Annotated in this window: 24 protein-coding genes; 10 read left to right on the top strand and 14 right to left on the bottom strand. The window is 45.8% G+C overall.

Annotated features, from left to right (window positions below; all coding sequences use genetic code 11):
* Positions 1-369 precede the first annotated feature (369 nt).
* Together RIM23_RS20200 and RIM23_RS20195 are read left to right on the top strand one after the other, a co-directional pair.
* On the top strand, positions 370-2,001 hold the full coding sequence (locus RIM23_RS20200; RefSeq protein WP_446368897.1) for a vWA domain-containing protein: 1,632 nt from the start codon (positions 370-372) through the stop codon (positions 1,999-2,001).
* A 323-nt stretch (positions 2,002-2,324) separates the two neighbouring features.
* On the top strand, positions 2,325-3,635 hold the full coding sequence (locus RIM23_RS20195; protein WP_446368896.1) for a serine/threonine protein kinase: 1,311 nt from the start codon (positions 2,325-2,327) through the stop codon (positions 3,633-3,635).
* A gap of 162 nt (positions 3,636-3,797) precedes the next feature.
* Here the strand turns inward: RIM23_RS20195 and RIM23_RS20190 are convergent, their stop codons facing one another.
* From RIM23_RS20190 to RIM23_RS20180, 3 genes are all read right to left on the bottom strand, one after another.
* Positions 3,798-4,172: a hypothetical protein gene (locus RIM23_RS20190; protein ID WP_446368895.1), complete on the bottom strand. Its 375-nt coding sequence runs from the start codon at positions 4,170-4,172 to the stop codon at positions 3,798-3,800.
* A gap of 221 nt (positions 4,173-4,393) precedes the next feature.
* Complete coding sequence (locus tag RIM23_RS20185; protein WP_446368894.1) at positions 4,394-4,615, bottom strand: hypothetical protein; 222 nt, start codon at positions 4,613-4,615, stop codon at positions 4,394-4,396.
* Positions 4,612-4,896, bottom strand: coding sequence for a hypothetical protein (locus RIM23_RS20180; RefSeq protein WP_446368893.1), 285 nt, complete (start codon positions 4,894-4,896; stop codon positions 4,612-4,614). The genes RIM23_RS20185 and RIM23_RS20180 overlap by 4 nt, the downstream gene beginning before the upstream one ends.
* A 168-nt stretch (positions 4,897-5,064) precedes the next feature.
* Here RIM23_RS20180 and RIM23_RS20175 point away from each other — a divergent pair, with 168 nt between their 5' ends.
* From RIM23_RS20175 to RIM23_RS20165, 3 genes are read left to right on the top strand one after another with little or no spacing between them, the layout of a single operon-like run.
* Positions 5,065-5,310, top strand: a complete 246-nt coding sequence (locus RIM23_RS20175) for a helix-turn-helix transcriptional regulator (RefSeq protein ID WP_446368892.1) — start codon at positions 5,065-5,067, stop codon at positions 5,308-5,310.
* 39 nt (positions 5,311-5,349) lie between these two features.
* Positions 5,350-5,607 carry a helix-turn-helix transcriptional regulator gene (locus RIM23_RS20170; protein WP_446368891.1) on the top strand — a complete coding sequence of 86 codons (258 nt, stop codon included), beginning with the start codon at positions 5,350-5,352 and terminating at the stop codon, positions 5,605-5,607.
* A gap of 34 nt (positions 5,608-5,641) precedes the next feature.
* Complete coding sequence (locus tag RIM23_RS20165) at positions 5,642-5,869, top strand: helix-turn-helix transcriptional regulator (RefSeq protein WP_446368890.1); 228 nt, start codon at positions 5,642-5,644, stop codon at positions 5,867-5,869.
* Positions 5,870-5,905: 36 nt separating this feature from the next.
* Here RIM23_RS20165 and RIM23_RS20160 read toward each other — a convergent pair whose 3' ends face one another.
* Complete coding sequence (locus RIM23_RS20160; RefSeq protein ID WP_446368889.1) at positions 5,906-6,037, bottom strand: hypothetical protein; 132 nt, start codon at positions 6,035-6,037, stop codon at positions 5,906-5,908.
* Positions 6,038-6,049: 12 nt separating this feature from the next.
* Here RIM23_RS20160 and RIM23_RS20155 point away from each other — a divergent pair, with 12 nt between their 5' ends.
* From RIM23_RS20155 to RIM23_RS20145, 3 genes are all read left to right on the top strand, one after another.
* Positions 6,050-6,412, top strand: a complete 363-nt coding sequence (locus RIM23_RS20155; protein ID WP_446368888.1) for a VOC family protein — start codon at positions 6,050-6,052, stop codon at positions 6,410-6,412.
* 48 nt (positions 6,413-6,460) lie between these two features.
* On the top strand, positions 6,461-7,753 hold the full coding sequence (locus tag RIM23_RS20150) for a recombinase family protein (RefSeq protein ID WP_446368887.1): 1,293 nt from the start codon (positions 6,461-6,463) through the stop codon (positions 7,751-7,753).
* Positions 7,754-8,006: 253 nt separating this feature from the next.
* Positions 8,007-8,636, top strand: a complete 630-nt coding sequence (locus tag RIM23_RS20145) for a pentapeptide repeat-containing protein (protein WP_446368886.1) — start codon at positions 8,007-8,009, stop codon at positions 8,634-8,636.
* Positions 8,637-8,709: 73 nt separating this feature from the next.
* Here RIM23_RS20145 and RIM23_RS20140 read toward each other — a convergent pair whose 3' ends face one another.
* The 4 genes from RIM23_RS20140 to RIM23_RS20125 all read right to left on the bottom strand — a co-directional run bounded on the left by RIM23_RS20140 (position 8,710) and on the right by RIM23_RS20125 (position 12,784).
* Positions 8,710-10,251, bottom strand: a complete 1,542-nt coding sequence (locus RIM23_RS20140) for a DUF3084 domain-containing protein (RefSeq protein WP_446368885.1) — start codon at positions 10,249-10,251, stop codon at positions 8,710-8,712.
* A 212-nt stretch (positions 10,252-10,463) separates the two neighbouring features.
* Entirely contained in the window at positions 10,464-11,402 is a 939-nt protein-coding gene (locus RIM23_RS20135) for a type II secretion system F family protein (protein ID WP_446368884.1), read from the bottom strand.
* Between the two features lie 119 nt (positions 11,403-11,521).
* Positions 11,522-12,550: an L-histidine N(alpha)-methyltransferase gene (locus tag RIM23_RS20130; protein WP_446368883.1), complete on the bottom strand. Its 1,029-nt coding sequence runs from the start codon at positions 12,548-12,550 to the stop codon at positions 11,522-11,524.
* 105 nt (positions 12,551-12,655) lie between these two features.
* On the bottom strand, positions 12,656-12,784 hold the full coding sequence (locus tag RIM23_RS20125) for a hypothetical protein (RefSeq protein WP_446368882.1): 129 nt from the start codon (positions 12,782-12,784) through the stop codon (positions 12,656-12,658).
* 135 nt (positions 12,785-12,919) lie between these two features.
* Here RIM23_RS20125 and aroA point away from each other — a divergent pair, with 135 nt between their 5' ends.
* Both aroA and RIM23_RS20115 read left to right on the top strand, forming a co-directional pair.
* Positions 12,920-14,281 carry a 3-phosphoshikimate 1-carboxyvinyltransferase gene (gene aroA, locus RIM23_RS20120; protein WP_446368881.1) on the top strand — a complete coding sequence of 454 codons (1,362 nt, stop codon included), beginning with the start codon at positions 12,920-12,922 and terminating at the stop codon, positions 14,279-14,281.
* Between the two features lie 526 nt (positions 14,282-14,807).
* Positions 14,808-15,383, top strand: coding sequence for a hypothetical protein (locus tag RIM23_RS20115; protein WP_446368880.1), 576 nt, complete (start codon positions 14,808-14,810; stop codon positions 15,381-15,383).
* A gap of 60 nt (positions 15,384-15,443) precedes the next feature.
* Here the strand turns inward: RIM23_RS20115 and RIM23_RS20110 are convergent, their stop codons facing one another.
* The 6 genes from RIM23_RS20110 to RIM23_RS20085 all read right to left on the bottom strand — a co-directional run bounded on the left by RIM23_RS20110 (position 15,444) and on the right by RIM23_RS20085 (position 24,295).
* Positions 15,444-18,308 carry a GAF domain-containing protein gene (locus RIM23_RS20110; protein ID WP_446368879.1) on the bottom strand — a complete coding sequence of 955 codons (2,865 nt, stop codon included), beginning with the start codon at positions 18,306-18,308 and terminating at the stop codon, positions 15,444-15,446.
* Between the two features lie 353 nt (positions 18,309-18,661).
* Positions 18,662-19,621, bottom strand: a complete 960-nt coding sequence (locus RIM23_RS20105; RefSeq protein WP_446368878.1) for a glutathione S-transferase family protein — start codon at positions 19,619-19,621, stop codon at positions 18,662-18,664.
* A gap of 291 nt (positions 19,622-19,912) precedes the next feature.
* Positions 19,913-20,206 (bottom strand): Asp-tRNA(Asn)/Glu-tRNA(Gln) amidotransferase subunit GatC, encoded by a 294-nt coding sequence (gatC, locus tag RIM23_RS20100; protein WP_446368877.1) that lies wholly within the window; start codon positions 20,204-20,206, stop codon positions 19,913-19,915.
* A 68-nt stretch (positions 20,207-20,274) separates the two neighbouring features.
* Positions 20,275-20,796 carry a photosystem I assembly protein Ycf3 gene (locus tag RIM23_RS20095; protein WP_446338657.1) on the bottom strand — a complete coding sequence of 174 codons (522 nt, stop codon included), beginning with the start codon at positions 20,794-20,796 and terminating at the stop codon, positions 20,275-20,277.
* A 134-nt stretch (positions 20,797-20,930) separates the two neighbouring features.
* On the bottom strand, positions 20,931-21,767 hold the full coding sequence (locus tag RIM23_RS20090) for a pentapeptide repeat-containing protein (protein WP_446368876.1): 837 nt from the start codon (positions 21,765-21,767) through the stop codon (positions 20,931-20,933).
* A gap of 206 nt (positions 21,768-21,973) precedes the next feature.
* Positions 21,974-24,295 (bottom strand): dynamin family protein, encoded by a 2,322-nt coding sequence (locus RIM23_RS20085; RefSeq protein WP_446368875.1) that lies wholly within the window; start codon positions 24,293-24,295, stop codon positions 21,974-21,976.
* Between the last annotated feature and the right edge of the window lie 327 nt (positions 24,296-24,622).

The following is a 24,622-nucleotide window of genomic DNA, read 5'->3' as shown; positions in this document are numbered from 1 at the left end:
TAGCAAAAGCGCTGCAATCAAAAGAGACACCCCAACTCTGGCGCGATCGCAAGCCTTACTACCCTTCGTCCAATCCCCTTGTAAGTGAATCGGTATTCTAGGACACTTGACTAACTTGCATAAGTAGGGAAGCCGTGAGAGATAAATAGGATATGCTACATAATTAAGAGCTGTAATCCTTCTAGAAAGCCAAACTGACGCAACGATCCTATTGATATTAGAACGAGATAGGCTTCGCTACCGTTACAGTTTTGGCAACCATGGGTTGTATGACAAACACCGATGGTAAAACTAGGGAGTTACAGAAACTAATAGTTAGCAATTAAGTTTTTTATCCAACCGACTAAATATCAGTTGTAAGGGGAAATCATGAAAACTATACATAGAGCGATCGCAACTTTAGGACTCGCCGCTATATTGGGAGCGCTTACTGTTGCTTGCGAAGGGGAGGATGGAGGATATTCTACATCTGAATCTCTTAGCAACCAGGCTCAAATTCAAGTCTCGCCAGAGGTAGCTCCTCCCCCAGGGACTAAATTAGCACCGCAAGCCGATACCCCTAATCCTCAAGTTCCCGAAGAATCTAACCGCGAAACCTACAGTTCTATCCCGGAAAATCCCTTTTTAAACGCTAGCAGTAATCCTCTCTCTACCTTCTCCATTGATGTCGATCCTGCTTCTTATAGTAACATGCGGCGCTTTATCAATGAGGGTCAGCTTCCACCACCCGATGCGGTGCGGCTTGAAGAATTAATTAACTATTTTACTTACGATTATCCGCAACCGGAAGCCGATAAACCCTTTTCTATCACTACAGAAGTTGCCGAAGCACCTTGGAATCCAAAACACAAATTAGTTCACATTGGCTTGCAGGGGAAAAGCATTTCCACTGAAAATTTACCCGCCAGTAATCTGGTCTTTTTGTTAGATGTTTCCGGTTCCATGTCGGACGCTAATAAACTCCCCTTACTTAAAGAATCATTACGGTTACTCGTTGACCAATTGCGAGATGAAGATCAGGTTAGTATCGTTGTCTATGCGGGGGCGGCGGGGACAGTACTACCACCAACACCTGGAAACCAAAAAGACACCATATTAGCAGCAATTGATAAACTCGAAGCCGGGGGTTCAACGGCTGGAGGTGAGGGAATCAAGCTAGCGTATAAACTGGCTCAAGAGAATTTTATCGAATCTGGTAATAACCGTGTCATTCTTGCCACCGATGGGGATTTCAATGTCGGCATTTCTAGCGATGAGCAATTAGTCAGCCTGATTGAAGAGAAACGAGAGCAAGACATTTTCCTTACCGTGCTAGGATTTGGCACAGGCAATTTACAAGATGCCAAGATGGAAAAAATTGCCAATAAAGGCAATGGCAATTATGCTTACATCGACAATATCCTGGAAGCGAATAAAGTCCTGGTTAATGAAATCGGCGGAACTTTACTCACCATTGCAAAAGATGTGAAAATTCAGGTGGGATTTAACCCGGAAAAAGTCCAAGGGTATCGGCTGATTGGTTATGAAAATCGGCGGCTGCAAAATGAAGCGTTTCAGGATGATAAAAAAGACGCGGGTGAATTAGGCGCTGGTCATTCCGTTACCGCCCTCTATGAAATTATTCCCCTGGGAGTGAAGAGTGATGTGCCGTTATCGGATGTTGATCTCGTCACCTCTCAACAGAAAACCGATGAATCCATGTCGTTTTCGGCGAATGACTTAATGCAGGTGAAGTTACGGTATAAGCAGCCGGATCAGGATACATCTCAACTGATTATATCACCCGTTTTGGATCAGGAATTAACCTTAGCACAAGCCTCGGATAACTTTAAATTCTCGGCATCTGTTGCTGAATTTGGTATGGTATTGAGAAAGTCTCAGTACAAAGGTAATGGAAATTTTGATCACGTTTTGCAGCTGGCTAGTCAATCTCAGGGGGCAGATTTAGATGGATACCGAGCCGAGTTTATTCGGTTAGTGAAGCAGGCAAAATCGCTGTAGAGACAATCGGCTGAATGGGTGGGGTGGAGGAAACAAGTAAATGAGCCGCTAGCCTAAACCAAAAATTGGAATCCTCCTCGGGGCGATCCGCTGCACAAACTAACAATTGAAATCTACTCAATAATATCGGGTCGCCCTCGACTCAAACGGACTGATTTTGCTAATATTTTAGCTCTAATTATAGCCATTTACCGTCTGATGAGGTAAATTGTAAGGGCGCAAGGATGGTGCCCTTACAAGAGAATTAAAGGTGACATACTTCCCTTCAAAGTTCAATCTGACCCGACTTTTATCAAAACCTAAGAAAGAAATTGATTATTGCCATGAATTCTATTATTCAAAACTCCAATAACAATTTTGCCGAATTTTCTCAGCAAGGCTATCAGATTCAGCGGGAACTGGGACACAACCGTAGTAGTGGACGAGTAACCTATTTAGCCACTCATCACTCCACAGAACAACCTGTGGTGATTAAACAATTTCAATTTGCCAAAACGGGTGCGAATTGGTCAGATTTTGAGGCACATGAACGGGAAATTACCCTGCTGCAACAATTGGATTGTCCCAGTATCCCTCAGTACATGGATGCGTTTGAAACTCCTGATGGTTTTTGCTTAATTCAGGAATACAAGCAAGCCCCCTCTTTAGCCGTTCCCCAATCCTTTACCCCAGAGGAAGTTAAACAAATTGCGATCGCACTCTTGGAGGTGTTGGTTTACCTACAACAGCAAGTTCCGCCGATTATCCATCGAGATATTAAGCCGGAAAATATTTTAGTCGAGCGTTCCCCCCAGATTAAAGTTTATTTAGTCGATTTTGGTTTAGCGCGTGCTTTTGGGGATGATTTGGCGGCGAGTAGTGTGGTGAAGGGGACGTTAGGATTTATGCCACCGGAACAGATGTTTAATCGGCAACTCACGGAAGCGTCTGATTTATATGGTTTAGGGGTAACGTTGATTTGTTTACTAACTCAGACCAAATCCGCTGATATTGGCAATTTAATGGATGAGGACTGTCGAATTAACTATAAATCTCTGGTATCGGGTCTGAATTCTCAGTTTATCACTTGGCTGGATAAAATGGTCGCCCCTAAATTGAGCGATCGCTTCCCTAATGCGGCGACGGCGCTGGCGGAATTGTTACCGATTGATGTGGTGAGGAATTCGCAAACTTCGGATCAGTTTCAGCGACTCCAGTCTGGGATTACGCCGATGTTAGTGTTGAAAGTTGGGGTATTGGCGGTGATTGGTACGGGTTTCGCGATCGCGTCTCGGATTACCAATCCTGTGCAGTTAGTAGAGACGCGCCATGGCGCGTCTCTACCTGAAATACAGCAATTGCAGCAAACGGGTGCATGTGCTGGATGTAATTTGAGTGGCGCTGATTTGAGGGAAATGGATCTGAGAACAGTTGATTTGAGAGAGGCTAATCTGAGTGAAGCTAACCTCCAAGGGGCGAATTTGCAAAGTGCTAATTTAGAAAATGCCAATTTGACAGAGGCGAATTTGATTGATGCAGATCTGAGGGGTGCTTACTTAAGAAATGCTGATTTAACGGCGGCAAACCTAACAGATACTCAGCTTGAGAGTACAGATCTCACAGGTGCGATTATACCTGATGATTTTACACGATAGATAAGCCCTATAGAGCAAGTATACGAGATTCGTGAGGATCTACGATTACCAGCTATTGAGTCTTTGAGTTTAATCAATAGCACTGTAGATCAGATTAAAATTCCTAATGAACGAGTGTTTTGAGCAAATATCCAGGGATATCGCGATGCAAGTGTCTCCAGGTTAGGAGATCATCGGTTGTTCATACCCAAGCCTTTGCCAGTGCTGTGTCCAGAGATTGCATAACCAGGAGACATGCTGGTGATTGTATTGCTTATGGTGTCGTTTGCGATCGCTCTCAATTGCAAGCCACAATTGCCGCAGTTGTTGGCAGGTGGTGCAGTGTTGAATTTGGCAGGCGATCGCGGTGAACCAATGGCGTAATTGGCGATAACTGATGAATTGTCCGCCTTTGTCACGGCGATGAACAAAGACGATATATGCCCAGGATTCCACACGCACGATTAGGTGTTTAGGAATTTTTAAGAATTGAGCGATCGTGGCGAGGCTGATGCGGAATTTCTGGGCGGGTTGGAGGCGGCGAAATAAAGGTGTCATGATATCAGTTTGCTGATTTGGCGAGTTTTCGAGTTTTCGATCCCCCTAAAGCATCGGTCTAGTAACTAGATTTAGCGATCGCAATAGGTAGAGACATACCATGGCATGTCAGTTGTAGGGGCGGGTTTAGCCGTTTAATTTTGGTATCTACCGATAACTTCAAAGGCAAAACCCGCCCTTCGTCCAAACATGGGTTATGGGGAGTTTGGGGGATCTGATGATTAACTGTTGGGGTAAGATTTCAGGATTAGGCGCTGATTTGCTATGGTTTCTGGGGTGACGTCAAATACAATTTGATAACTACCTGTGGGGTTATTGGCTTGAAAGATACGCAGGTAGGCTTCGGCATCACTGCGACGGCGACAGCGCAGGATAATCGCATTTTGCAGTTTGGGAAGGCGATGAACGATGCACCAAGGTTTGAGTTGATCCTTATAACTCATGAGATTTTCCTCGTTGTAGGTTGTTTGGCTAAAGCAGTGTGAATCAGAGTCAAGAGAGTTTGGAGGTGGAGTATCCAGGTGCTGACAGGGGCAGGCTGATAGGTCAGCAGATAGCACTCCTGAGGTTTTCTGCCAGTTCCGCGCTGATTGAGCGGAATAATTGTCCAAGCGGCTTGTTTGGGTCGCTTGCGGGTGGTGTAGCCCTGTTGTTGGAGGGCGGATTTTATGGCAGCAATATCTGTGGCGACGCGATGAGCTTCCGTCGCTGGGGATTTTTTCATGGATATTTGGTTAAGATGAGACACTGAAAAGGAAAGACCAGTCAGCCACGCCGTATCTTGACGGAGCTGTTTAAGTTGTCTGGTCTTTGATGTTGTGTACCAAGATGAACTTTAGCTCCTGTTTATTGAGCTTGTCAAGAGCTAAAGTTCCGGAACTTAAGTTCTATAATGACCGACTCAAACGAAAGCAAATCTGAATTAAGGCTCCTTAGAGAAGCGGCGGCACTGACCCGTTCTGAGCTAGGAAGGCGCATCGGAGTTTCTGAACGCCAAATTTACGATTGGGAAAATGGAATTAAGCTGCCACGAATTGACAGAGCGGTTGCTCTAGCGCGTGAGTTAGGCGTTTCGCTTCAGACTGTTTGTGGGGCGATGGGTCTTGATGTCACAGGTGTTCCAAGTGAGACACTATAGCCATGAACAGATGAGTTAAAGGGTGTATCGTGATTAAACATGATCAAAAAACAACAAATCGAGCAGGAATCCCCCCTAAAAAGCCGCAGAGATCAGTTGGGTTTGACTCAAAGGGATGTGGCTATAGCTGTCAATGTATCTGTGCAAACTGTAAGTAACTGGGAAACGGGACGGTACAGGGAAGCCAAGCTGACTTTGCCGCAAGTAAAAGCACTTTGTCGAGTATTGCAGTGGACGATTGATGATTTGCCTGATGACTTAGCATCACCGCGATCGCAATCTGCTGATAATGTCTGAGTATATTGCTTGCCACAATATACTCTAAAGTATAATGCCTGAAAAAAATGCTCGACTCACACTAACGAAGTTGCGGCAAAGAGCTGGCTTAACTCAGCAAGAACTTGCCAGTGCCATCGGAGTGACGCAAAAGACAATCTCCATTTGGGAAAAAGGTTCGGTTGAGCCTAAGCTGACGTTTGAGCAAACGAAACTGTTGATGGAGGTGTTGAACTGCACCCTTGATGAACTCATAGCCGCCATAAAGCACAGCACTACCTAGTAAGCTCGATTCTTACTTGAGCTTTGACGCGGACATTTATTTCCTGGCGTCCAAATTGGCGACATTCTGCTTAAGGAGCGTGCTATTCACCTTATGGACGATGACTGACTCAAACACAATGGCATCCACCCATCTATCCGGCACAATGAAAGCTAGAATCGCATTCAACAGCTAACTCCCATGCAAATTACCCAATGTCTTCATACGGCTATTCTCGTCTCTAACCTGGAGGACGCTGAACAGTTTTATGGCAACATCTTAGGGTTATCGAAAGTCGAGCGATCGCTAAAATATGCAGGTGTCTGGTATCAGATTGGCGATGTTCAACTCCACCTCATCGTTGACACTACACTTTCAACTCACCGGCAAAACCCCGAAAGATGGGGGCGCAACCCTCACGTCGCCTTCTCGGTTGCTAGCTTAGATGACGCCAAAACCAAGCTACTAGCAAATAACTGCCCGATCCAAATGAGTGCGTCTGGTCGTGCGGCTTTATTCACCCAAGACCCCGATGGTAACATCGTTGAACTAAGTCAAGTTTAGTTATTCGTCATTTGTCATTCGTCATAATTCAAAACTCAAAACTCAAAAATGCGAATCGTCGCCTACCTCTACAGCGATCCCCTCTTAGAATCTCCTCCTGATCCAGTGATCTGGGGTTGGGAGGTGGATCAAGTCTATCAAGACTTGGGTGGGCGTCAACAGTGGCGACAACTCATCGCTGATTGTCAAACTGAACCGACTGATTATTTGCTGATCCGCCGTTTAGAGGAACTAGGCGATTCTATTACACAAGTGAGCGATCGCCTCACTCAAATCCAAGCCCTAGGTGTGATTGTCATAGCGACTGAACAATCCTACTCCTCCCATGACACCAACTCCCAAACCAACTTACTCAAACTTCTCAGTGAAGTCCAGCAAGAAGCCAATTCTCGCCGCCTGCGTCAAGGACATGCCCGTAATCGTCTCAACGCCTTACCTCCACCGGGAAAAGCCCCCTACGGCTATCGACGGGGCAAAGACCGCTATATTTTGGATCGCAGTACCGCCCCTTTAGTCAAAGATTTTTTTGACCAATTTCTGCTATACGGCTCATTACGCGGTGCGGTGCGGTATCTGGAAAAAAAGTATAGTAAAAAAATCTCAGTGGCAACAGGTAAACGTTGGCTAACCAGCCCCGTTTATCGGGGTGATCTCGCCTATCGCAACGGAGAAGTTCTCTGTGACACCCATAGCCCGATTCTCAGCCGCGAAGAAGCCGCCCAAATTGACCGTCTGCTGCGTCGCAACCGTCGCCTCCCGTCTCGAACAGCCAGCGCCCCCCGTTCCTTAGCCGGTTTAGTCGTCTGTGGTGAGTGTCAATCTCAGATGAGTGTCACCAGCGTCACTCGCCCCCGCCAGAACTGGGAATATGTTTACCTGCGTCCGGTTAACTGTCCCAAGCGCCCTAAATGCCGTAGTATTCCCTATCAACAGGTTTTAGTAACCACAATTCAAACCATTTGTCAAGAGTTACCCCGTGCCGTAGCCGGGATGAACCTGCCCAACTTGGATGATGTCAAAAAATCTCTAATCAGCCAGATTACTGAGAAAAAAGCGGTATTAGACCAGCTTAACCACTTAACCGCCACAGGTGTCCTGGATACCGAAACCGCCCAGATCCGCGCCTATAAACTCCGCACGGAACAGTCTCAACTCCTTTCCCAGCTTGCCTCCCTGCCCCCTGTGAATTTAGGCGCGATCGCACAAACCGTATCCATTCCCCAATTCTGGTCAGATTTATCGGAATCTGAGCGCCGATTTTATTTTCGAGAATTTATTCGGCAAGTCGAACTCATTCGTCAGGGTAAAGAGTGGCGGCTTCAACTTATTTTTATCTTCTAGATGAGAAAGATTAAATTATATGAGGATTGCTTGACAACCAATTTCCCAACGATACGTCACCAGATGTTCCAGAGGAGTGTCAAAAATACGATATAGTATCTAACTTGGGTGCGTATCATTACTAAGGTGAGTTATCGTGATTACTCTATTCATAGGGGGTAAATCAAGGATAATCCCATCCCGACCAGGTGCAACTGCCTCAAATCACCGATGAATTAGGACGTTAGCGAGAGGCTAAGACCTGGGAATTTTTATGGATGCTGCTGAATTGCTAAAGGGTTATGCTGCCGGAGAGCGAGATTTTGAGGGAGTTGAACTCCGGGGAGCCTATCTGACTGAAGCAATTCTCAATGGAGCGAATCTGAGACACAGCGACTTGAGCGGTGCTAATCTCAGTGGCGCTAGTTTGAAAGGAGCGAACCTGAGCGAAGCCAATTTGAGTCAAGCCAACTTAAGCGTCGCTAATTTAAGCAAAGCTGAACTCAACGATGCCAATTTAACAGGGGCTGAGTTAGTCAGAGCCACATTGATTGAATGCAACTTAAAACGGGCTAATTTGACGGGAGCGCACCTGCGGGAAGCTAGCTTGATGTTTGCCAATCTTGCCCAAGCCTGTCTTTATCAAGCCGATTTACACGGCGCAATGCTGCACCAAGCTATTTTACATTGGGCAAGCTTAAAGAATGCCGATTTAATTGGGGCAATCTTGCAAGGGGCGGATATGAGGGGCGCTGATCTCTCTCAAGCCTGTTTGATTCGCGCTGATGTATCCAAGGCAATTTTGATGGTTGCTGATCTGCGAGGGGCAATTGTCATGGGGGCTAACTTTAAAGCCGCCATACTCACAGGCGCTGTTTTGCCAGATGGCAAAATGCATCAGTAGAGACAAGGAATGCCTAGTCTGGGAGCTGTAGGGTGGGCATCGCCCACCAGCATGCCAGTCATAACCATTGAACTTAAGTGCTAAACAGGATCTGTCCATTCTGAATCGCGACTAACTGCATTTTCAACGGTCCTGCGGTAGAGGTTTGGTTTTGGGCAATAGCTCTCACCGCCAGAGGTTGCTCAGATTCCGCCAACTGTTCAATAAAACGAATCAGGGTAGAAAAATCACCATCTGCAACTTGAATCGGACCGAGGACTCCAGCCCGACGGGCGCGAAACTGAGAGGCGGCGAGTAACTGGTCAATGCGCTGTTGCATCGCTTTATTCGTCAGGGTTGAAGCATCGACAGAAATTGCGGCTAACACCTCCCCTGGTTCAAACACCACTTGATTGAGCGCTGCATCAGCAAAGGCTTGAATGGGTTTTTCCCCAACCACATAGTTTCCCGCGGAGAGAATTCGCACCACATAATCTTCACCATTTTGAATTTGGTCGATTAACTGTTCAGCTTGGGCTTGAGTAATTTGAATCAGGGGTTCCTTTGGTTCCTCAGATCCCGGCAAAATAATGTCAGTGGCGGTTCGATTAGCTTCCCGCAGGAGTTGATCAACCGCCTCAGATGCGGCTGAGGGTTCAACAATACGCACCACGCCAAATGCCAGCACTTGACCACGCAAAATTGCCACATTGCCCTGACGCAGGGCTTGATAGTTCTGATAATACTGCTCCAGAATATCAACTTGCCGTTCTAAAAACGCCAGTTGTTGTTCTTGATCTTGTAGTTGTTGGTTGCGTTGGACGATGAGGAGTTCCCGTTGGGCAAGTTCCTCTTCCAGTTGAGCCAAGCGAACTTCCCGTTGTGCGATCGCCTCTTGGAGTTCGGCTTGCAGTTCTTGAAGACGGGCTTCCCGTTGTGCGATCGCCTCTTGGAGACGAGCTTGTCGTTCAGCAATGGTTTGAATAACTTTATCTTTTTGGGCGAGTTCCTTCTCTTTTTCCCTCAATTGCTCATTTCTCTGCTGGAGTTGCTGGTTTTTTAGCGCCAGTTGCTGGCTAGTTTCCTCCAGTTCCTGATCCCGTTGAGCCACTAACTCTTTAAGCTGACTAATTTCTGCCTTAAGTTGATTTCGTTGCTCAATTAACTGCTGACGTTCAGCCAACAGCGACTGAATTTCGGAACGTAGATTACTTGCCTGTTTCGAGATATCTCGCAGTTGAGCTTGAGCCTGCTGAAAATTGCTGTTGAGTTCATTCAGACGCTGTTGCACTTTAGCTTGCTCGGCTCTGGTTTGAGCGAGTTCGTTCTCTACTTGCTGTTTCTGGGCATTTAGAGTTTCCACATCCCGACGCGCATGTCTAAGTTGTCGCAGGATGTTATCCAGTTGAAATACCCCTTCCCGCAGGGATTCACTCAAACCGAATAGAATACCCAAAGTTGAGGCAGAAATCAAACATCCGGTCATAATCGTAACCACCGTCGCCGTTTTGCGAGGACGTAAGTTAAATAAACTCAGCCGCGCCTTGCCAACTTTCGTACCAATGCGATCGCCTAAGGTGGCGAGGACTCCTCCCAACAGTAATATTGCCACGATCAGGATGTAAGCGCTGGTCATCACGGTGCTGCATCTGTCCAGATACAGCCTATCTTATGGCCGAGGCGGATTATATATTTTTTTAGGGTTTATTGTTCATGGTTCTTACAGCTAACTATTCTAGGACGATAAAGTTCTTGACCTCAGACGATGCGATCGCGCCTTTCCACCAATCCCCCGAAACCCTCTGCGTACCTCTGCGCTTCCCTCTGCGTACCTCTGCGTTGAAACATTCACTCTGGGAAAGAATCCAGCAACACAGATATCCCTCGCACACCCACCACCGCCACCAAACTCCCCATCACCACAAGGCTTAAAAGTCGTAAACTAACTTGTAGCGATCGCAGTCGTTGTTCCAACTCGCTGTCATAGTGTTGGGCTAAGGTTTCCAGCGTCTGATCTAAGGTTCCGCTTTCTTCCCCGGTGCTAATCATCTGTAGCGCTGTAGGGGGTAAATTACCCTGGAGACTCTGACTCAAAGGTTGACCCATGCGGACGCGCCTTGTAGCCCAGGAGAGTCTGGCTTTCATTACCGTATCTGGGATATGCTCTCGCAGTAAATCCAAAGCGGTGAGGAGAGAAACCCCACAACTTAACGGTAATCGTAACTTAGCTAGATACAGGAGCGATCGCGCCTGCACAATTTTGCCGAAAATAGGTAGCCGCCTCACCAGTTGCAGCCACAAGGGACTAGAGAAGCGAGATCCCAGGACAATCATCACCCATAATAGCAGCGCGATCGCTAACCCTCTTAACCAGAATTCCGGTTTAATAATTCCGGTTGCATTGGGGTTAAAAATAGCCGCCGTTAACACCAAAAATCCCCAAATTGTCGCCATAGCTGAACGTTTTACCGACCCATATAATCCTTCTTGTCTCCCTTGCGTTTCAGCGTCTTGGGCGATCATTTGACAGGTTTGGGGGAGAGAACCGCTATATTCAGCTAAACGGATTAAGCTAATCGTCCAACGGTTAAAATAACCGCGTTCACAGGTTAAGGCGGTGGCGAAATCTTGACCCGAACCCACGGCGAGACTGACTTTTTGTAAATAGCGTTTAACCGCTGGGTTTAAATCGTTTCCCACTAGGGTTAAGCTTTGCTGTAGATTTATACCAGAATTGAGTAATTTAGCCAGTTGGTAGAAAAATTTAGCATTTTGGCGATTTTTCATTCGTTTTTTGTCCTTCGTTATTCGTCCTTGGTCATTTGTCCCTATCCAGATTTATTTCTCCCTTTATAATCTAGTCAGTGCAGGTAGACTTTTTTTGTGTAGCTGTGACTTCCAGGAATCTATTGCTCATTTTCACAAATTACCATAATATTCGATAAATATTGGTCAGTCTTGTAGTGAACAAGTCGGAGTCCAGCCTGTTCTATTTCTTGCACCAGTTCATGGATTTCAAACTTATGCTGTCTCCAAATCGTAATCTCTTCCCCTTCAGCCATTTCAATACTCCTATCCCCTCCCATTAACCTGAAATTTATCCGATAGTTCTGACGAAATTTAATCGTCGCCACAATACTATCGGTTTTATGCTCATACTTTCGCACCAGTTCACAATCTTCAGCTTGAATCCCCAGCGCAGTTTTCACCCAAGCATAGACTTGATCCACATGATACTTTAAACCCCCTCTCACCGTTCCATCCCATTCAGAGTTAGAACCAATTTCGTTAGTGAATACGAGGACATCATGCTTTCCCATGCTGTCTCTGAAATTTTTCAGGACTTCCGTTCTATGGTGATGATTACCCATAGTAACGCCTAAATGTAAAATAATTTGGGCGGTATCGTCAGTTTTTAGATTAATTTGATGGTTTAACAATGTTTGGGATAATGAATTATTTTCTATATCAATCCTGTCGCCAATAAACTCAATATTAGCAAACCATTTTTTAATATTTTGCTGGGATACCTTGAGTAAGTCTTCGCTAATGTCTAAGGCGATATATCGATTGATTCTGCCCAAGCGATTCAGCCGACGGATAAAATCTTTAACCGGATAGGAATTACCCGCGCCGACATCGATAAGATTAACGGTGTTGACGGCTTGGATTTTGCGGGTGATGAATTCAAAATTAGCTCTTAACAGGTCAATTTCCCGATTAGCGGGTCGATACCAGCGTGGACGCAGATAGTTGAGATAAAATTTATCCCAGATGTTTGCGCCTTGACCTTTGTAGGAATATTTGAGGCTAATTTCGCGTCTGGTGGCTAATATTTGAATCATATCTAAGATTTCGGTGTCTGAGAAAATCGAGTAAAATTCAGCACTAGGCTGGGATGTATGAAGGATAGGATATTGCTGAGATTTAGACATTGATGTTTCCCCGGCGGATATTGAATTGAATGGTTGTCTCCTAAATTTAACACCGCCTAACCCACCCTACGAATAACGAATTAATGACAAATGACAAATGACAAATCACTCTTGAGTCCCTTGCCATCGCTGTAAGTCTTCAATCAATATCGGATTTACATCAAACCAAGGATTCTGATTTTTATCGTAATAGCCTAAAACAAATTTATTTTGCAGGAGTTCATCGCTAATCATAAATTCTCCTTAAAAAAACGATAGTTGTGAAACCCGCCCCTACATAATCATGGATCATTCATCATCTCCCCCATTCCCCCGATACAATTATCTTTGATACAATTCTATGTCCCTCTGTTAAACCCCTCCATACCTATGCCCGTTACGGTTGTCACCCTGAAGCAAATCGAAACGCAACTTGATTTGATCATCACCCGCCCGCCATCGGGATTGTTCCTGAAAGGAAATCTCCAGGTTCCCGGTGATAAATCTATCTCCCACCGTGCTTTAATGTTGGGTGCGATCGCGCAAGGGGAAACCCGCATCCAGGGACTCCTACTGGGGGATGATCCCCGCAGTACCGCCGTTTGTTTCCAAGCTATGGGTGCAAACATCTCTGAACTTAACGCCGCAGAGGTTATTGTTAAGGGTGTGGGCGTGGGAGAATTACAAGAAGCTCTGGATATCTTAAATGCGGGTAACTCTGGGACTACCCTGCGGCTAATGATGGGACTTTTAGCCTCTCACCCCGGACGCTTTTTTACTGTAACCGGAGATAAATCCTTGCGATCGCGCCCTATGTCTCGTGTGGTGCAACCCTTGCAACAAATGGGTGCCCAAATCTGGGGGCGTGGGAATGGTTCATTAGCCCCCCTAGCAATTCAGGGACAACGCCTCAAGCCAATTCACTATCATTCCCCCATCGCTTCTGCCCAAGTTAAATCCTGTATCCTATTAGCGGGGTTAATGGCAGAAGGGGACACAACAGTAACAGAACCCGCCCTGTCTCGTGACCACAGCGAACGGATGCTTAAGGCTTTTGGTGCTAAGATTACCGTTGACCCAGAAACCCACAGTGCTACAGTCACGGGTCCGGCGCAACTCCAGGGACAAACGGTGATTGTTCCGGGTGATATTAGTTCCGCCGCGTTTTGGTTAGTCGCTGGGGCGATTGTTCCAGATTCTGACTTATTGATTGAAAATATTGGTGTTAACCCCACCCGCACGGGTATTTTAGACGCCCTGGCGATGATGAATGCGGATATTCAGTTGGAAAATCAACGGATAGTGGCGGGAGAACCGGTTGCTGATATCCGAGTTCGCTATAGTCGCCTCAACGCTTGTGAAATCGCTGGGGATTTAATTCCCCGTTTAATTGATGAGATTCCCATTTTGGCAGTTGCGGCTGTTTTCGCCCAGGGAACCACCGTAATTCAAGACGCCGCAGAACTTCGGGTTAAAGAAAGCGATCGCCTCGCGGTTATGGCGTCTCAGTTAAACCGGATGGGCGCAAAGATTACAGAACTCCCCGATGGGTTAGAAATCACTGGAAACACCCCCCTAACTGGTACAGAGGTTGACAGTCATACGGATCACCGGATCACCATGAGTCTTGCGATCGCGGCTCTCAACGCCCAAGGGATCACCACTATCCACGGTGCGGAAGCGGCAACCATTTCCTATCCTGACTTTACCACCACCTTACAACGTCTCTGCAATCAAGACTCTCCCGCATAAGTATTGAGTATGTAGGTTCTGCTGAATTAGTATAGCTTCCCGATTAATTCAGCAAGCCCTATGTAGGGGCGGGTAATGGGACTTTCTTGTCACGATTGATAATAACGTTTGTACAAAACCCGCCCTGACCAATGTGCAGGGGCTGACTTTTCACGGGACGTCTGGAAACCTGCGAAAATCGGAGCGGGTTTAGTCACTTATGGGTGCAATCGAAAAGGTAATAGTGAAAAGAGCCCCTACACATTGAATCACCCCCATCACCCCCTCACCTAGCTTCCTCCGCTTCCCAAACACCCCTGCTAACAGTCGTCTAGCGGGGTAGTATGTCAAAATGTCGATAAACAGGGTGTACTAAAATATCGTATTCAGCCTGAGTCAGGTGGGAGAGCAAGATCACCAATTTTTTGGCGGAGGCGCTATATTATAAACTCTTGCATTCTACGCCACTATCCTTATGAACTATACTTTGGCACAATTGGTCAAATAACTCCCCTAGAATGGTTTTTTTACTAAAAACGTTGGACTTATGCGCCAAAATAACCAGACATTGCGTTTGCAGCTAAACCACTACCGCTCCTATATTGCCATTTCCTGCGAGGATATGGAAGTTGGGTTTTGTACGCCAGAATTTGCGACGAAGATGGTCGAAATCTTTAATGAGTACGAAAGACTCCATGAAGAAAATGAAATGTTAAACAAAGCCTTAAAATTAGCCTGTATCGATTTGCTTAAACAAGCTGGGATTAGCATAAATCATCTCGACAGGCGCGTCCAGGACTATCTAGACAGAGCTAAACGTCCGGAACATGGAACTCGTGCGATCGCGTTTTTGCTGCGGGAAAGACAGCAAGCCCTGGATATCAGTAATCGAGAATTTGTCCGGTTTTGTGCTTCTTACAAATTAGCGCCACAACAGCTTAAAGATATATTCCAAGGTAAGGATATTCCCGATAGCCAACTGAAGTCGTTATCCCGGATTTTAGGAAAATCCGTGGACGAGATAATAGAAGTACGTGATGGCTTCAGTGATAGTGAACTGAATCGATTGGCACGCATTTTTGGAATGTCCGAAGAAGTGTTGGCTCAGGAATTTAGCAGGTAAAAATTGTTCGTAGGTTACTCAAAACTCAAAACAGACGCACCATTCCACGTCTCTACTCACTCAACGAATGATACCTGGAAGCACAACACCCACTTGATTGTTAAAAATTTCCATGTCCCGTTGATCATTTTCATCAAAACTGGCTTTAAAATAGTCAGGAACCTGGGGCCAATTGGATGGATCATACTCCGTCGTATCCTCACCATAACGTTTGTTCACGAGTTGGGTAACGGCAAGTAACTCACCATCACAACTTAAAACAGGCATACATAACAGACTGCATGTCCGATAATGGGTTTTGGCGTCTGTTCTGCGGGCGATATCAGAATCGGGGTGATCGTAGAGGTCAAAGGGAATGTTTAACGGTTGACCGGTTTGGGCAACTTTGCCAGCAAACCCTTCTCCTAAAGGTACTCGCGTTTCCATTAAAGAACCATCGGCTTGGGGAATTTTTGTCCATAATTCCTGAGTTTGGTAATCAATTAACCAAAGGGTGGTGCGATCAGCATGGGTCAGTTGTTTTGCCGCTTGCATCACCGTTTGGATGATTTCTTCGGCATTTCCGCCACTACTGCTACTAACTAAACTAATGGCTTGATAGAGCGGATCGATCGCCTTGCGTTGTTCCTGAATATTGCGGATTTCCCGGTGAAATGCTTGGAACCCTTGCAGAATGGGTAACGTGGATGTCATGCGTTCCTGCAATTTCTGGGCATCGGCTTGGGTAAAGCCATTGATTTCGATTTTTTCTGATAACGTCCCTCCCGGTTCATAGGTAAATATGAATTTGTTAAATGACCGAATAATGGCAATCACTTTCCCTTTCGAGTCTACAACCGGGAATAACAACAGGTTTTCGATGTGTTTGATCGCGTCAGGTTCTAAGCCAATATGGATTAACAGATCATTCAGTTTACTGGGGTTTTTGCTGGCTTTGACTGAACGAGACTCAACAATTTTACTGGCGATTCCTAGGGTGGCGGACACCCGAATCTCTTGAGCATTTAGGGTTCTGGGGTTCCAGACTAATGACCAAAAGATGCTTTGTTCGGCATCCATTAGGAAAATCGTGGTCTGTTCTGCGCCCAAGAGTTTGTTAATCGAGTTGGTGACAAAGCTCAACATATAATACAGCGCATTGTAGAGCGCTTCATCACTCTGATCGGCAACGGAATTACTGAGAATTGCTAGGGTGTTATAAACGGATTCTTTTGGCTCAATTTGAGCAAGCTGTTTTAGTGTCTCATGGGTCTTGACAAATTGCAGGATTACGCCCACTCGTTCGTTAAAGACTTGCATGGACTGGCGGTCATTTTTATCAAAACTCGCTTTAAAGTAACTGGGAACGTGGGGCCACTCGTCTTTGTTATACTCTGGATGATCTCCGGGTTTGCGCTTGTTAATCAGTTGGGTTACGCCCAATAATTCCCCATCTGGACTAACAACGGGCATACAGAGGAGGCTACAGGTACGGTAGCGGGTTTGTTCATCCGTTTTTTTGGCATTTTCCGCACTGGGATGATCGTAGAGATCGAAGGGGATAATCATCGGTTGGCGGGTTTGTGCTACTTGACCCGCAAAGCCCACCCCAATATCACAGCGCACCTCTCCTTTACCTGGAAGTTCAGTCCATAAGTCTCCGCGATCGCGATCCACTAACCACAAGGTACTGCGATCGGCGTTCAGCAGCTTCTTGGCGGTATTCATTACCCGTTGCAAAATGGCTTTGGTATCTAAGTTAATCTGATCGAGCGATCGCGTGGCTTCGGCTAACGCTGCTGTCGCCCGCAGTTTTTTCATTACCTTATAGCAGGATTGGCAACTTTCCAGAATCCGCCGCACTGGAACCACACATTTTGCCAACCGTTCTAAGTCTAAGGTGGTGAATCCTTTGGGTCGCTTGTCAGATTGCTCATCGGTGGGTAATTTATTCAGTAGCTGAATCACCGCAATCACTTCGTGGCTTTCACTTAAGATGGGAAATGCCAAGATGTTTTCAGTGCGGTAACTATATTTTTTGTCAAATTCTTTAACCAGGGCGGCGCGTGGATCATCATAAACATTGTCGGGAATATGGATCACCTTTTTCGTCTGAGCCACCTGACCGGCAATTCCTTCCCCGACTCGCACTTGAATATCCAGGAATTCCCCTTCTTCATTCTCCGCCACTAATGACCAGAGTTCTGTCTTCTCGTCATTAAGTAAGAAAATGGTAGCGCGATCGGCACCGAGTAATTCGCCGACTTTAGAGGTGACATCGCGCAGCACCTCATAAAGGGCTTGCGCCGAACCTTCATCCTCGGATTCGGTATCGGCTTTTGATAAGATTTCCACTTGGGAAACCAGGAGTTTTCGTTCTAATTCTGCTAAGGCTTTGAGAAATTCCGAGTCCCCTGGTTCTAAATCCGCTTGGATGGTTTTTAAAGCCTGATTCACCCATTCTTGGTTAAAGACTGATTCATAGATGCGATTGTGAATCCTAACTTTCCCTTGATGCTTGAGGATTAACCCCATCATCCGCAGTTCCTTGTGTTCGGAACTGTCATTAGCGATCGCTTCTCCTTGTTGGAGGATGCGCTGATACACCAGCAACAGCTTATGACTGCGGTGTTTGCGTCTGAGCAAGCGATCGCGGATCGTCTGCAAATGCATCAGTTCCGGTTGCTGCTCCCAATTCTCGATCCAGCGCGATCGCACTAAGTTTTCCACCCATGGCGCTTCTGCTCCTTTCGACGGTGCATCAGGCGCTTGAGCGATCAATCGACAAAGCTGCTGGGTGAGGAAGGGTTGTCCTCCTGTCCATTTCAACACCTCCACCAGCAATCGTTTATAGTTTTGTGATTTAGCTTTTAATCCTCTGGCAATTTGTAATCCGCTACTGGCACTTTCTGGATAATGGGACTGTTCAGATAAATTAGAAATCATAGTGCAACCTGGTGTAAACGCCTTGGCAGCTTGCCTTCTCTCGCTAGTCGGGTGGTGATTGGGGATCAGGAGCCGTGAGCAATCCATTGGGACTATCTCAGATGCTACCTCACCGATGGCTTAAATTAGACTCTACCGATCTCAAGATCGTAAGACAAATAGTATTGACAATAATACTAAATTATGTATGCTCCTGAATATATTTCACCCTATCGGTGAAAATTTGTGAAGATGAGGGAGATGGGGGAACACAGGCGCTGCTTGAAGCTGGGGGAGTTGACTCAACACTCAGTCAGGGCGGGCGCGAGTTAAGTTAACGGTTTGCTTCTGAATGGTATCTGTAAAACCCGCCCCTACACACTCAACACTTCCCCCATCACCCAATCAATCGCTGGCCCTTTGGGTACAATGCGAGTCGGGTTAATGTGGGGATGGCTTTTGTAATAGTGTTGCTTGATCTGGTCAAGGTTACAGGTATTACTAACGCCCGGTTGCTGATAGAGATCTTTGAGATAATTTCCCAGATGGGGATAATCGCTAATTCGGCGTAAGTTGCACTTAAAATGCACGTAGTAAACGGGGTCAAAGCGAAACAGGGAGGTGAACATGCACCAATCGGCTTCCGTTATGCGATCGCCACACAGATAAGGTTGCTGGGATAGAACTGCTTCCCAATAGTCTAGTTCTGCAAAAAGTTCTGTTACCGCCTCCTCATAAGCCGTCTGAGTCGTGGCGAACCCAGCACGGTATACACCATTGTTTATCGGTTGGTAAATTCTGTCAATCGCGCGATCGATTTCTGCTTGCAGATGATCGGGATAGAAGCTAACCTGAGATTTCGCGATCGCCTCAAACTCAGTATCAAACATGCGGATAATCTCACGGGATTCATTATTCGCGATCGTATTCTTTTGTTTATCCCAAAGCACTGGGACTGTCACTCGTCCGGTACAGTTCGGGTCAGCTTTTAGATACACTTCTCGCAGATAACGACTTCCATGAACCGTATCTGGGATACAACCGGGAGCATCAGAAAATTCCCATCCGTCCTCATCCATAAACGGGTCAACAATTGAGAGGCTAATTGCCTCCTCCAAACCCTTCAATTTCCGCATAATCAGCGTGCGGTGCGCCCACGGACAAGCGAGAGACACATAGAGATGGTAGCGTCCCGACTCAGCTTTAAACCCTGTAGAACCATCAGCACTCACCCAGTTATGAAACTTGGTCGGATTTCGCATAAATCGCCCCTGAGGGTCTTGCTGGTAAGGTTCCTTTGTCCATTGTCCATTCACCAGCATTCCAGTTGCCATATTTTCTCCCTATTCCAACGCTTTTTTAATTATCCCCAATTTCTGTTATGCAATTCTCTATTTCATCATTTTATTTATATTCTTCAAAAAAAATTAATATTTATTCGTCCCGAGACACACCCCCTTATCCGTTGACTCTGGAGCGGGTTTTGTTGAAAAGGTAGTAGTGACCAACTTTTCTGAGTAGCTAAACCCGCCCCGACCATAAAACCGTTTCCCTTTGTCATCCTTCGCCCTTGGTTATTCTCAAAAAAAACGGCACATAACCAAAGACGAAGGACAAATTCAGCGTTACTCTTCCGTACTGAGGATTTGCGGCACCTTAAAAAAGTCCCCATCTTGGTCAGGAGCTTCTGCCAATAAAGCATCCCGCTCCGGATATCGTTGAAGTTGGTCAGGTCTGGTCACATTACTCACATCAATAGCTCTAGTCGTTGGCGGAACATTTTCTGTATCCAATTCACTAAGCTGTTGAAAGTAATCCAAAATGCTATTAAGCTGCGGCAAAAATTGCTCTTCTTCTTCAGAAGTCAATTCCAAACGCGCCAGATTAGCGACTTTGCGAACTTGTTCTAGGTCAATCATGATTGTTGATTGTTAATTTTTGATTATTCCCTAGTCAATGACCAAGGACAAATGACAAATGACGATCACTAAAAATAGATATCAATAGCTGAACGTCCGCTAGTTTTTAGCCAATTTTGGGCTTCCAAGTAGTTATTAGGAGCCAGACGAATCGCTCGTTTCCAATACTCGGCGGCTTGCTCAAACAACTTTTCTGCGGCTTCATCATTTCCTGCTTCCTTCTGCTTCTCACCTTGGAAGTGGTAAATGACAGCAACATTATTCAGCGCTTGGGGGAGACGGGGATTAGAGTCGAGGGCTTGATGGTAGTACTCTAATGCTGTCTCATGCTCACCGTTGCTGGTATAAATTAACGCCATGTTGTATAGAATCAAGCCGCGGTCATAGGAATCTTCTTCTAACTCCAACGCTTGCTTGTAGTTATCCAAAGCTTCGGCATATTCGCCATCTCCCTGAGCAGACATACCATCTCGGTAATAGACAAATGCTTCTTTCGCTCTCTTGTTGGTTGGCAAAACCTTAAGGATTAGATCTGCCATTACCGTGAAGGTTTTGTCAACAAAGTTATCGTTACGCTGTGTTCGTGGCATAGTAGTTTCCCAATTATCCCGGTTGTCAATCATCGTAGCGTGTCTGGGATGCACTCGATCAGACATTGGGGAAGAGGTGATTAATCTGTAGGGGCTCTTTTCGCTATTGTTGTCACCCTGATGTAATACCTCCCCTATCTATGAATCGTCCCATCGGGCAGAATTGTCCCTTGGAGACTAGCACCGTCTAGGTTACAATCATCTAAATTTGCCCCTGTCAGATTTGCTTTGTCAAGATGGATGCCTTCCAATCTAGCGCCTTTGAGGTTAGCGGCTTGGAGATTTGCTGCTGTGAGATTCGCCCATCTCAAATCTGTTCCCTCTAAATCGGCGGCGATGAGGTTTACCCCAAACAGATAAGCACTACCCAAATGAGCCTGACTCAGGTTAGCCTTTTCCAAGTCAGCTTGGTAGAGGTAAGCATCAATCAATTCGGCTTCATGGAGGTTAGCATGACTCAAATTAGCCCGGTTAAGATGGGCATGAATCAAGCTGGCTTCACTGAGGTTGCTGCGTCTCAAATTGGCTTCATTGAGCATTGCGCCTTTCAGGTTTGCCTCTCTCAAGTCTGTGCCAATCAGATTAGCATGACTCAGATTAACGTTCATCAACTTAGCGCCTCTGAGATCAGCGCCGATTAAGTTAGCATGGCTTAGATCAGCATAACTGAGTTCCGCTTGCATCAAATGAGCGCTGACTAAGGAAGCTTCGATCAGATTAGCGTCAATCATACAAGCCAGACTCAGAGAAGCAAGGCTCAGGTTGGCTTTTGTTAGGTTGGCGGTGATTAGATTAGCCGACTCTAACTGCGCCCCTTTCAGGTTAGCGCCTCTGAGGTTAGCGCCTCTGAGGTTAGCGCCTTCTAGGTTAGCCTCGCTCAAATCTGGTTCTATGGTGTGATGTTTATTTCTCCATTTAATCCAGCCAACTGCACCTTGTTGAAGTAATCTCAGATGCTCTAAATTTGCCATTCGCGTCTCCCGCTTTATCGTTAATTCTTGTCTATTGCTTATTTTTATTGATTGAAGTCTTAATTTTAAGTTGGGAACTGTGGATAGCTTCAGCTAAAGGCTGGTGGGCAATGCCTACGGTATTGCTGGTGGGCAATGCCCACCCTACGGTATCGTTTCCCAGGCTCTGCCTCGCTCCCCTCACCACAAGACTTATTCAGCAAACCCTACCTTAAAAACACCATCGCTGACGCCTGATTCATCCTCGCCACTTTTGCCACCGCATAACGCCACATCTGTTGATCTTGCTGCCGTGTTTCTAACTCCTTAAATTCCACCCAAACCTTTGCGCGAATATCCTCATCACTCAGAAAAATTTCCCACTCCCGCTTCATATCTCTCGCATAAATTACCAAATCAATAAATTCCTGCACCATATAATAACGAGCTTGACTCGGCGCCGTCAGCCAACTATTTAATGTCTCCTGACAAGCCGCAACCGATTGCTCATGCAACTTTTCCAAATTTCTTAGCACATCTGAAGCATTAGACGGATCAGGTAAAATACCGATAACTTCCGCAATACTTAAATCAATATCCGATTGCAGTATCTCATCCAATTGTTTCCGAATTAAATGTAAAAGGACACTCCCGTATGAAAACTCGAACTCCCAAAGCGTTCTAAACCCTAACTCCAGTTGGTTTCCCCGTTGTGCCAGTAAATCTGCCATATCTTTGAGAAACTCCGCCCCTCTAGTTGGAGTTAATTCACCCAACCTGCCTTGATTCACCAAAACATCAGTAACCAACGATTTAACTTTATCAATCGACAACCTCAATCCCTTATCGACTTGTAAAAAATGCCGAGACAAATGAATTCGCAGTTCTCGAATGTAAACTCGGTAGATAGCTTGATAGGATTCCTTAAACTCAAACTCACAACTCCGGCTGATAATCTCCTGATCCGTCTCTGGAATCCCTTTATCCATTTGGCAGTTTTTCAACGCCGATTGCACCGCTACCTGAAAATCTGGAGCAATCGCTTCACATTGCTCTTTTAGTTGATTTCTCAGTTCTAAAAGTCCCTGGATAAGTTCCTGAGACAGTTGCTCGAATAATCGCCTAAATTGGCGAGATTCTCCCGAATAATAACCCAAGGCTTGAGTCGATTTTTCCAGTTCACGATTAATCTGTTCATGCAGTTGTTGCAGGTTAGTTTGGCAACGACTCGCGTATCGCCTATCTAAGTCTTGAATATTAACCGTTAGATAATCCAAAACCTGATTAAATACTCGGTTGGCGTCTTCTGGATCAGAGCAATCAGCAATTTCTGTTTGTACTACCTGAATCGTATCAATATTTTGCTGAAGACGTTGGCAAGCTCTCAGATTCTCCGTTCTCCGACTATAATTTAAAATCATAAATGACCGTTTTTCTAGATCATTCAGAGCTTGGGCTGCTTTATCATACAGTTGGGTATCGAGGCGTTGCCATTGATAACGCTGAGGATCAGGTCGTTTGATAAATAAAACCACATCAACTTCATTGCCCAAAGTTTCTAGCATCAGCGTTTCATCGCCTAACTTGGAGTCGCCTAAACCCGGAACATCCACTAGCGCAATTTTGCCAACATCAGGATTTTTAAACGGACAAACTATCTTAACCTCTTTCACCGCTAGGTGTTTGAACGTGGTTAAGTTATTCTGCTGAGTACCATCGCGTTTTTGCGTCACATAATCGGTAATTTCCTCAGCCTTAATTTTTAGCGATCGCGGATTCCCTGACCGAATCAACGATCGATACTGACTGAGATTTCGATGATAATCATAGCACAGGCGTTTGTACATCTCTTCATCACTTGCCCCTCCTAGTTCTTGTTCGGGAAATATCTGATTGGCAAACTCATCTAAACTAGGGGGTTTCTCCGTCAAACCGAGTTCGTCATAATAAGGATAAATGACTTCGTTTAAAAATGATGATTCAGAATGCAGCGTAACTTCGACTTGAACAGAGGTTTTGGGTTTAGGTAAAACCATTTGGTCTTGAATACCATATAAACTAGAGCTAACCCCATTAAATTGAATCGTTGTTTCCTCTGAAGCTTGGTTAGGTAAGGATTCCCCTTGCCAATTTTCAATTGTACTGCGAACCGCCGTACAAGCGCCTCCTTCTAGTGCTGGAATTTCATTATCGGTGAGTCCACTCAAGGTTTTAAGTAACGTACTTTTCCCCTGTCCCATCAATCCGACAACACCAATATTTAAGGTAGGACTAGAGAAGCGTTTTTGCAGATTATTCAGATTCTCTGATTCAATTTGAAGCTGTTGGAGCAGATAAGATAGATGAACGGTATTTAATTTCTCTTGCATTTCACTCTCACCGAAAGATACCTCCAGCCGTTGGCGATACAGTTCTAATTCTCCCAGGGCACAAGAAAGCTGAGCGAGATGGCTTTCTATCCGTTGTATTTCCTGGGCTAGCGGTTGACGCTGTTCGATGATATAGTCAATCCGTTGCGCTCTCGTCCGGGGGGGTTTGCTGGTATTCATGAAACCAGATTATTATTGACTGAACCATAAGATTACTCCAAAGTCGGCGCTGTTTCACTTAAGCTGAATTTCGCTGACTCCTATAGGAATATGGCTGACTTGTATCGCCAGGAAATAAATGATCCGGTTGGCAAAGTTGAAAAACCTAGCTCCCGCATCCTCTGGCTTCCCCCGTGCAACAAACGCTCCCCCATCCCCTGGTCTCCCCCGTGCAAAAAAAGCTCTCGCATCCCCTGGTCTCCCCCGTGCAAAAAAAGCTCTCGCATCCCCTGGTCTCCCCCGTGCAAAAAAAGCTCTCGCATCCCCTGGTCTCCCCCGTGCAAAAAA

Origin of the sequence: Coleofasciculus sp. G3-WIS-01 (genome assembly GCF_040223135.1) — a bacterium.
In the GTDB taxonomy this organism is placed as follows: Bacteria; Cyanobacteriota; Cyanobacteriia; order Cyanobacteriales; family Coleofasciculaceae; genus Coleofasciculus.
Note: the sequence above shows the minus strand (reverse complement) of the source record. Positions and strands in the feature narration are given on the sequence as shown.

Coding starts and splice junctions, on each gene's coding strand:
- RIM23_RS20085 (WP_446368875.1), bottom strand. CDS start 24,295: ATGAATACCAGCAAACCCCCCCGGACGAGAGCGCAACGGATTGACTAT.
- RIM23_RS20195 (WP_446368896.1), top strand. CDS start 2,325: ATGAATTCTATTATTCAAAACTCCAATAACAATTTTGCCGAATTTTCT.
- RIM23_RS20110 (WP_446368879.1), bottom strand. CDS start 18,308: ATGATTTCTAATTTATCTGAACAGTCCCATTATCCAGAAAGTGCCAGT.
- RIM23_RS20135 (WP_446368884.1), bottom strand. CDS start 11,402: ATGAAAAATCGCCAAAATGCTAAATTTTTCTACCAACTGGCTAAATTA.
- RIM23_RS20170 (WP_446368891.1), top strand. CDS start 5,350: ATGATCAAAAAACAACAAATCGAGCAGGAATCCCCCCTAAAAAGCCGC.
- RIM23_RS20150 (WP_446368887.1), top strand. CDS start 6,461: ATGCGAATCGTCGCCTACCTCTACAGCGATCCCCTCTTAGAATCTCCT.
- RIM23_RS20095 (WP_446338657.1), bottom strand. CDS start 20,796: ATGCCACGAACACAGCGTAACGATAACTTTGTTGACAAAACCTTCACG.
- RIM23_RS20165 (WP_446368890.1), top strand. CDS start 5,642: ATGCCTGAAAAAAATGCTCGACTCACACTAACGAAGTTGCGGCAAAGA.
- RIM23_RS20200 (WP_446368897.1), top strand. CDS start 370: ATGAAAACTATACATAGAGCGATCGCAACTTTAGGACTCGCCGCTATA.
- RIM23_RS20105 (WP_446368878.1), bottom strand. CDS start 19,621: ATGGCAACTGGAATGCTGGTGAATGGACAATGGACAAAGGAACCTTAC.
- aroA (WP_446368881.1), top strand. CDS start 12,920: ATGCCCGTTACGGTTGTCACCCTGAAGCAAATCGAAACGCAACTTGAT.
- RIM23_RS20140 (WP_446368885.1), bottom strand. CDS start 10,251: ATGACCAGCGCTTACATCCTGATCGTGGCAATATTACTGTTGGGAGGA.
- RIM23_RS20190 (WP_446368895.1), bottom strand. CDS start 4,172: ATGACACCTTTATTTCGCCGCCTCCAACCCGCCCAGAAATTCCGCATC.
- RIM23_RS20090 (WP_446368876.1), bottom strand. CDS start 21,767: ATGGCAAATTTAGAGCATCTGAGATTACTTCAACAAGGTGCAGTTGGC.
- RIM23_RS20180 (WP_446368893.1), bottom strand. CDS start 4,896: ATGAAAAAATCCCCAGCGACGGAAGCTCATCGCGTCGCCACAGATATT.
- RIM23_RS20125 (WP_446368882.1), bottom strand. CDS start 12,784: ATGATTAGCGATGAACTCCTGCAAAATAAATTTGTTTTAGGCTATTAC.
- RIM23_RS20115 (WP_446368880.1), top strand. CDS start 14,808: ATGCGCCAAAATAACCAGACATTGCGTTTGCAGCTAAACCACTACCGC.
- RIM23_RS20130 (WP_446368883.1), bottom strand. CDS start 12,550: ATGTCTAAATCTCAGCAATATCCTATCCTTCATACATCCCAGCCTAGT.
- RIM23_RS20155 (WP_446368888.1), top strand. CDS start 6,050: ATGCAAATTACCCAATGTCTTCATACGGCTATTCTCGTCTCTAACCTG.
- RIM23_RS20145 (WP_446368886.1), top strand. CDS start 8,007: ATGGATGCTGCTGAATTGCTAAAGGGTTATGCTGCCGGAGAGCGAGAT.
- gatC (WP_446368877.1), bottom strand. CDS start 20,206: ATGATTGACCTAGAACAAGTTCGCAAAGTCGCTAATCTGGCGCGTTTG.
- RIM23_RS20175 (WP_446368892.1), top strand. CDS start 5,065: ATGACCGACTCAAACGAAAGCAAATCTGAATTAAGGCTCCTTAGAGAA.
- RIM23_RS20185 (WP_446368894.1), bottom strand. CDS start 4,615: ATGAGTTATAAGGATCAACTCAAACCTTGGTGCATCGTTCATCGCCTT.